The following is a 7,778-nucleotide window of genomic DNA, read 5'->3' as shown; positions in this document are numbered from 1 at the left end:
AGGAGGTCGAGGCCGTCAAGGCGAACGGGTACCGCCCGGCCGACTACATCGACGGCGACGACGAGCTGCGCGCGGTGCTGGATCTGATTGCGGGCGGCACGTTTTCGCACGGAGACACCGAGGTGTTCCGGCCGCTGGTGGACAACCTGCGCCACGACGACCCCTTCCTGGTGTGCGCCGACTTCGCCTCCTACCTGAAGTGCCAGGAGCAGGTCAGCGAGGCCTGGCGGGACACCGAGGCGTGGACGAAGATGTCGATCCTGAACACCGCGCGCAGCGGCAAGTTCTCATCGGACCGCGCCATCACCGAATACTGTGACGAGATCTGGAACGTGTGGCCGCTGACCGTCAAGATGTGAGCCCTCAGCGGTAGCCCGGCAAATCCGGTACGCCGCTGGCGGTCATCCACCCACCCCCGTCGACGACAAGGACGGCTCCGGTCACGTAGGACGCCGCGTCGCTGGCCAAAAACAGGACCGCCTCCGCGACCTCGGTGGTGGAACCGGGACGCCGCAGCGGGTTCTGGGTGGTGCGATGCTGGGCATCGCCGGTGATTCTCTTCACGCCTTCGGTGCCCGACATCGCGCCGGGGGCAACGACATTCACCCGAACCCCGTCGGGGCCCCATTCGATCGCGCAGGCGCGGCTGAACGCGTCGACGCCGGCCTTGGCCGAAACGACGTGCGCCTGCAAGGCCATGCCGCGGTACTGGATCGCGGCGCTGATATTCACCACCGCACCGCCGTGATCGCGCAGCCAAAGGTCGTATGCCGCCTTCGACACGTTGAAGGTACCCAGTAGGTCGATGTCGACAACGGCCTTGAATCCCTTTGGGCTGAGGCCGCTTATCGGCACGGGGAAGTTTCCGGCGGCGTTGTTGACAACGATGTCGAGTCGGCCGAACTTTCGCAGCACCTCCTCGACGACGGCCGTCACCTCGTCGTCGCGGCGGACGTCACAGACGCCGTATATCGCATCAATCCCTTGTTCCCGCAACGCCGCAACCGCCCCTGCGAGATTGGGCTCCTTGCGGCTGCAGATCGCGACGCGGGCACCGTGGTTGCCGAGCACCCGGGCGACCTCGAGGCCGAGCCCCGTGGCGCCGCCGCTAACCAACGCGACCTTGCCCTGCAGAAGATCGGCCCGGAAAGGGCTGTGGCTGTTGGTCATGGCACGTCCGTCAGCTGTCCCAGCTCGGCATCAGACCCAACGCGCGCATCAGCTGGCCCTCGAACCCGGTCAGCAGCGAGACCCCGGTGACCGACGACTGCGGCAGCGGGAAGTTCAGGCCCGGATCGAGCACCGGGTTGAACGGGTAGCCGGTCGGCATCATCGACGGCGGCAGGAGCCCGAGATCCACCAGCGCCGCCTGCGGGCCCTGAACCGCGCCGTGCACCAGGTCCGGGACGATGGTGAACGGGTTCGGCAGCTCGAACAGGCTGGCGGGAGTGGGGATGTCGGCGTACTCACCCGACCCGTAGCCCATGTCGACGATCACCCTTAGGTCCGGCTGCAGCAAATCGGCCAGCGCGTTGCCGAACGGCTGCGGCACGTACAGGCGCAACGGCGCGACAAGCGGCAAGTTCTGCGTCAACAGCTCGTAGTAATGGGTCGCCCCGGTGTATCCCGGCGACCTCGGCAGCTCGATCGCGTTAGCGATCTGCCCGGGTGTCAGGTCGACGTAGTCGTGCGTGCCGTGGTAGAGCGCGAACCCCATGAACGCATTGAGATCGCTGACCGGGTTGAGGACGTACTGGGGCAGATTCGTCACCATGTCGTACTGATTGGTGAAGATCACGGTTGGATACGGCGAGTTGGGCGGCGTCGCGCCGTTCATCAGCACGTCGACCAACGGGATGTATAGGCCCGGGAAGCGTTCGAAGAATCCGCCGTTGGGGTTGCCCGGATCGCCGGTCAAGAAGAACGACAGGCTGGTTGGGTCCGGCGGGTTGGCCATGGCCATGAGGTTGCGGATCTCGTTGGTGGCAACGAGCGAACTTTGTGAGGTGCCGTAGACGACCACCTTGTTGCCCGCCGCGAGTTCGGTGTTGATGGCGGTGTTGAGCAACTGCACGCCCTGTGCGACCGATTGGCCCAGCGTCAGGTTTCCGAGTTGCGGGGTGAAGGGCCAGAACTGCTCCGGTGTGTAAAACGACTGCCCTGACGCGCCGAGGAGCGGCGACAGGGTGGGGTTGTCGAGGAAGTTGGCCATGATCGAGCTGACGTACTTGGCGTCCGGCAGGGGGAACGTGGTGCCGCCGACGATCAGTGCCACCGAGCTGTTCTGCGGCACGATCAGCGGCGGAATGGTCGTGGGGGCGGGGTTCTCGGCCTGCGCGGCGAACGAGGCGAGGGGTGCTTCCAGCGCGCCGATTGCGTCGCGCAGGACCTGCAGCGCGGCCTGCTCGGTCTGGGTGTAGGCGAGGCCCGCCTCGCCGAGGAGCTGCACGAACCGCTGTTCGAACGCCCGGCCCGCCGCAGCCAGTTCCCGATAGATCCTCGACTGGTCGATGAACAACGGCGTGATGGCCGCGCTGACCTCGTCGGCGCCGGCGGGCAGGATGCGGCTCGTCCGCAGCGCCGCGAGGGCGTTGGCCTCTCCGAGCGCGGCGCCGATGTTGCCGACGTCCTCCGCCGCCGACACCAGAGCCTCGGGAACGACCTGCACCCGGACCATTCTGGCCAACGACGACGGTCCCCGAGCGCTCTTCGATGAATTCCTGCCGACGCCGCGTCTTACACTGGGCCGTCGGAGGCGCGACTGAAGGTGAAGTACCCGTGAGGACCCCCACGACGATTGCTGCCGGCGGGCTGGCTGCCCTGGCCTTGCTGGTGGGCGCGGGCGTCGCCCACGCCGATAGCTTTCAGGACAAAGAAAAACAGGCGTGCCAGCTGATGGACGATCCGGCCGGCCCCGAATCGGGTTACGCGCCAGCCGAATATGCATTCATGACGCTGCGCGCCAAGATGTCGGCCGAGGACGCACGCAACGTCATGTCCTTGGCGGCCCAGGACGTTTGCCCGAACCACATAATCGACTTGCCCGCGAGCTGGCGGTAATAGCCAACTAACTCCAATCATTGCCGCGTCTAGCCCGCGGCAATCAAGATCGGCGATCTTATTTTTTCGCAGTTCAGCCCTATCTTTACTCCTTCGAAATTCATAGGGTTCACCAGAGATAGTCACCGAAACGGCAAAGGTGGCTGGATATGCACAGTTCGCGTGGTCCGCCCAGAACTCGAATGAGTGGTCACCGCCCGGAAACCCGGGCCGCGGTACCAATCTGTCCCGCATCACCCGGCGCCTTGCCTTGCGCCGTCAACAAAAGGGGGGTTTGCCACCGAAGTCAAGCTAAGGAGATGTGACACAATGGATTTCGCGATATTGCCCCCGGAGATCAACTCCGCCCGGATGTACACCGGCCCGGGCTCGGGTTCGCTTTTGGCCGCCGCCGGCAGCTGGGACTCCCTGGCCGCGGAATTGACCACCACAGCCGAGACATACCAGTCGGTGGTTTCGGGCCTGACCACATTGAACTGGCACGGCGCCGCTGCCGAGTCGATGGTCGCCACCGCCATCCCCTACATCGGTTGGCTGAATATGACCGCCGAGCAGACCAAGCAGACCGCCATGCAGGCCAGAGCGGCCGCGGCGGCCTTCGAGCAGGCATTCGCGATGACCGTGCCCCCGCCGGTGATCGCCGCCAACCGCACCCAACTGGCTTCGCTGATCGCGACCAACTTCTTCGGCCAAAACACCGCGGCGATCGCCGCGACGGAGGCCCAGTACGCCGAGATGTGGGCCCAGGACGCCGCCGCGATGTACGGCTACTCGAGCAGCTCTGCAGCCGCGGCGACGTTGACACCATTCACGCCGCCGGACCAGACCACCAACCCGGCGGGAGCGGACGCACAGTCCGCCGCGGTCGCCCAGGCCACCGCGTCGATACCCAATCCACTAGATCTACTCGGGGAAAACGGCCCTATCGGTCAATTTGTCCTGTCCTTAGGGCAATACCCCGTATTGGGGAGCTCGGGGATTGGGCCCGACGCGCCTATGTGGGGTTTCCTCGCTTCGACTGGGGTCTTCACGCTTCCGGCCACCCTTCAAATCGCCACGTTTGCGGGCCAAAGCACCATAGATGCAAACGCACTACTTGCGGAGGCGACGAAATCCGTCACCTCGGCGGTGTTGGGTGTGATGGGAGTTGTACCCAACATATCCAAGGTGCTGCCGGCAGGCTTTCGCAGCTTGAGCAGTGGCGGAGGCGGCGTCTCCGCGATCCTCACCGGCGCCAAGTCGATCGGGCCGATGTCGGTACCTGCGAGCTGGTCCACGCCGGCGGTCAGCCATATATCGGCCCTGTCGGGCACCGGCCTAACGACACTCCCGGGAACCGAAGAGGCGGTCGGGGCCGGTATGCCCGGCGTACCCGGGATGCCGGTGGGGACGCTGACGCGAGCCTCAGGCGTCATCCCCCGGTACGGGACGCGGCTGACGGTGATGCCGCGGCCGCCGGCGGCCGGGTGACACAGCCCTCGCTGTCCACGATTGGCCGTCGCGTTGTGAGCGCGCCCGGCCGGTGTACGCCAATTCGAGTGAACTCGAGTAGTCGACTACTCGTGATCAGTACCGCGCATCGTCCCTAGCATTTGCCCACAGGATTCGAAAATTCGCCCGGCATCCAGCTTGGCGGCCGTCGGGCATGCGGGACAAGGGAAACATCATGGTGCGGATTGAAGAGGCATCCATGTCGGAAACTTTGGCAACTGAAGAGACTTCACCGCCGCAAACTGAGGTAACTGAAGAGGTTTCCCCGTCAGCAACCGAGGCAGCCAAACGGGCGTCTCACCGGCGAGTCCTAACGGCCGCGGCATTCGCAGTTGCAGCCGCCGGCGCGGTATTGGCGTGGTATTCGTGGCCGGGCCCCGCAGGGTCGAGCTTCGCGAGGTACATCTACGGTCACGGCTCGCAATTCCCAGTCGTCGTCGATCGGGTCCGGGCAGCGATTTACTCGGATTTTCTCTTCGTCCTCGGCTACACCCTCACGCTGGGCGGGCTAGCAGTGATCTTCCTGAAGTGGGCGATCTCGGCGGCTGGGCGACTAGCGGCTATATACGTCGCTGCGGCCGTGGCAATTGCCTCTTTGGCCGGGATTATTGAGGCTTCGCTTCTTTGTTGGGCGGTCGACGGTCACAACTCGACCGCCTGGATCAACGCCATCGCGACGGCAGCAACCATCCAATGGTGCGCTCTGCTGCTAGCCCTCGGCGGGATTCCCGCGACATTGGGAATCGTCCTGCGCTGGGCGGCGGCGGGTTGGCGATCTTGTCGGACGCGGTCCTCGGACAAGACCACCGCGGAGTGGTGGAACGAAGTGCTGTGGACGCCGCCCAAGCCGACCGAGGCTGTCGACCCCGATGAAGCGAGCTGGGTCGAAGCGTATAACGTCCCGGACGCCGGGAACGTCATCAAAGCCCGCAATGGCGAGCGGGTGCAAGCGATCTGCTTGTCCGGTGGCGGAGTGCGGTCGGCATGCATCGCGATGGGCGTCATGCAGGAATTCTCAAAAGAGGATCCGATCAAACCAGGCGCAGGTGTTCACGAAAAGTTCGGTGACAGGGCAAAACTCATCGACACCGTCGACTACGTGATTTCGGTATCCGGCGGCGGCTATACGGCCGGCGCGAGACTGCTGGCCACACAGGACACCGAGAAGAAGCCCTTGGTTTCCGAGCGCTTCGAGGAAGGGTCGCCCGAGCTCGATCATTTCCGCAGGGGCTCAAGCTATATCGCAGACTCGCCCGGAGAACTGGTCTACGCGTTGGCCGTGGTCTTCAAGAATCTGCTCGCATCGATCACCATCCTCTTCACCCTCCCCGCCTTGCTGGGGTGGGTGTTCGGATATCTGCTATCGCGCCCTGCCTTTTCCTTCGCCCAGATCATTCCCGTACTCAATCCGAACGTTAACGACGCGTTCGTGCACGAGCACCCGGACTACCTGATGTGTCTGACAGACCATCCCGCGTCGTGGATAGCAGTGGCTGTCTTCGCCGGCCTGGCCGCGTTCCTCACCAGTATCGCAATGGGTATCGAGATGTTTCTCTGGGAGAAACGTAGCGAGCGCGCGAAATTGTGGGTGCAGCGCTTCGCGGTGGGCAGCGCGGTCTTCGCAGCGCTGGTGCTGATAGTGGTCATCGGGCTACCGACGCTGATGCGGCTGTGTTCATCGCTCAGTGCGCACGCTACCCATAACCAGGGCGACGCCGCCGCGGCCGTTTCCGGGCTGGTGGGTCTGAACTACCTGGCGGCGATTACCGCGATGGCTTGGAAAAAGCGCACCACAATGTCGGGAGAGGCGAAAGAGCTCGCACTATGGAAGCGACTGCTCCCCCCGGGCGTCATCGCGATGATTCTGGTGGTGGTGACCCTCGCCGTCTTGCTGGTCGCATGGCTGGTCATCCTGGGCTGCTTTGCCGCGGGCGTATTTCGCTCCTTGACCGCCGGTGGACTAGAGGGAGGGCCCGGCCACACACCCTTCTCGGCGTTGTGGCCTTGGGGACTGGTCGCAGCGATCGCATGGATCAGCTCGGTGGATGTCGCGTCGATAAGCCTGAATCCGTTCTATCGCTATCGATTAGGGCAGACGTTCGCGGTTCGGCGCAAACGAGTTTCGGGCGTCTGGCGCGCAGAAGCCTACGACCGGAATGAATACACCTGGTTGCCTGACTTTGGCAGCGTTCCCGCGGGCGGACCCAAGTTCATCTTCGCCGCCTCGGCCCCCATCAGCGGAAAGCACAAGCCTGCACCGGGATTGAACGCGGTGTCCTACGTGATGAGCCACGATTTCATAGGCGGCCCGGAACTCGGGTGGCTGCGGGCACCCCAGCTGCACGACCAATCCCCACCCCGAATCAAGCGGGATCTCACGGTTTTGACTGCGGTTGCGGCGAGTGGAGCCGCCTTCGCGTCGGCGATGGGCCGACAACAGAAGGGATTTGAAAAACTACTGGCCGTCTCGGGTGCTCGCCTGGGAACATGGCTGCCCAACCCGAATTTTGTTGCCAACCTTGCTGCCTCCAAGAAAGGGGCCTGCCTCGATCCGAAGGACAACGAGAGGCCGTGGCCGAAGTCATTGCCTTGCATTCGCGGCGCCGGCTACTACTACCGCGAACTCATCGGCCTCAACTACCCCGACGCGCGGTTAGTACAAGTCACCGACGGCGGCCACTACGAAAACCTTGGACTGGTCGAGGCGCTGCGCCGCCGCAGCCGACTGATCTTCTGCATCGATGGGGGCGGCGATGCACCCCCGTTCGCCAGCGGGCTGGCCGACGCGATGCGATTGGCCGAATACGAGCTGGGTGTGACGATCGATTTCGACTATTTCGCAAAGTTCCCCTTGGCGGAGCTCACCCCCGGTTCCGGCGACAAGTTCGAAGAGACCGACGCGTTTTACGGCCTGAACAGCCGCCTCGCCAAGAGGACCGTCGCGGTCGGACTCATCACCTATCCATCGGCAGCTCCTGACTTGGGGCATGGCCCACATGAGCGTCAAGGCCTTCTCATTTTCGCGAAAGCGGTGCTGTGCAAGGAATTCCCCCAGTGGCTCTTGACCTACGCGGCCTCGAGCGACGTGTTCCCCCATGACCCAACATCCGATCAATGGTTCAACGAAGGGCAGTTCGCCGCCTACACCCAGCTTGGGCGCATCATGGGTCAGCAAGTGCGAGAATGCATCCACGATCTCCAGAAGGACTCGACGCTCTAAGAAATGT

6 protein-coding genes are annotated in these 7,778 nt (G+C 63.9%); 4 read left to right on the top strand and 2 right to left on the bottom strand.

The genetic code is table 11. The features are described 5' to 3' along the window. Positions 1-359, top strand: a 359-nt coding sequence (locus tag A5712_RS05880; RefSeq protein WP_197519306.1) for a glycogen/starch/alpha-glucan phosphorylase, incomplete at its 5' end; no start/stop codon positions are given. Between the two features lie 4 nt (positions 360-363). On the opposite strand, the gene A5712_RS05875 is transcribed toward A5712_RS05880, so the two are convergent. Further along, positions 364-1,170 (bottom strand): SDR family oxidoreductase, encoded by an 807-nt coding sequence (locus A5712_RS05875; protein ID WP_068102432.1) that lies wholly within the window; start codon positions 1,168-1,170, stop codon positions 364-366. A 10-nt stretch (positions 1,171-1,180) separates the two neighbouring features. Further along, positions 1,181-2,677: a PE-PPE domain-containing protein gene (locus tag A5712_RS05870; RefSeq protein ID WP_068102430.1), complete on the bottom strand. Its 1,497-nt coding sequence runs from the start codon at positions 2,675-2,677 to the stop codon at positions 1,181-1,183. A gap of 101 nt (positions 2,678-2,778) precedes the next feature. Here A5712_RS05870 and A5712_RS05865 point away from each other — a divergent pair, with 101 nt between their 5' ends. From A5712_RS05865 to A5712_RS05855, 3 genes are all read left to right on the top strand, one after another. Then, the gene (locus A5712_RS05865) at positions 2,779-3,060 is read left to right on the top strand and encodes a hypothetical protein (RefSeq protein ID WP_068102428.1); all 282 of its coding nucleotides are present in this window, start codon (positions 2,779-2,781) and stop codon (positions 3,058-3,060) included. Positions 3,061-3,369: 309 nt separating this feature from the next. Next, positions 3,370-4,530 (top strand): PPE family protein, encoded by a 1,161-nt coding sequence (locus A5712_RS05860; protein WP_068102426.1) that lies wholly within the window; start codon positions 3,370-3,372, stop codon positions 4,528-4,530. A gap of 196 nt (positions 4,531-4,726) precedes the next feature. Then, positions 4,727-7,771, top strand: a complete 3,045-nt coding sequence (locus tag A5712_RS05855; protein WP_156766432.1) for a hypothetical protein — start codon at positions 4,727-4,729, stop codon at positions 7,769-7,771. The last annotated feature ends 7 nt before the right edge of the window (positions 7,772-7,778 follow it).

This window comes from Mycobacterium sp. E2327 (assembly GCF_001672675.1).
Lineage (GTDB): Bacteria > Actinomycetota > Actinomycetes > Mycobacteriales > Mycobacteriaceae > Mycobacterium.
Note: the sequence above shows the minus strand (reverse complement) of the source record. Positions and strands in the feature narration are given on the sequence as shown.

Coding starts and splice junctions, on each gene's coding strand:
- A5712_RS05875 (WP_068102432.1), bottom strand. CDS start 1,170: ATGACCAACAGCCACAGCCCTTTCCGGGCCGATCTTCTGCAGGGCAAG.
- A5712_RS05870 (WP_068102430.1), bottom strand. CDS start 2,677: ATGGTCCGGGTGCAGGTCGTTCCCGAGGCTCTGGTGTCGGCGGCGGAG.
- A5712_RS05860 (WP_068102426.1), top strand. CDS start 3,370: ATGGATTTCGCGATATTGCCCCCGGAGATCAACTCCGCCCGGATGTAC.
- A5712_RS05855 (WP_156766432.1), top strand. CDS start 4,727: ATGGTGCGGATTGAAGAGGCATCCATGTCGGAAACTTTGGCAACTGAA.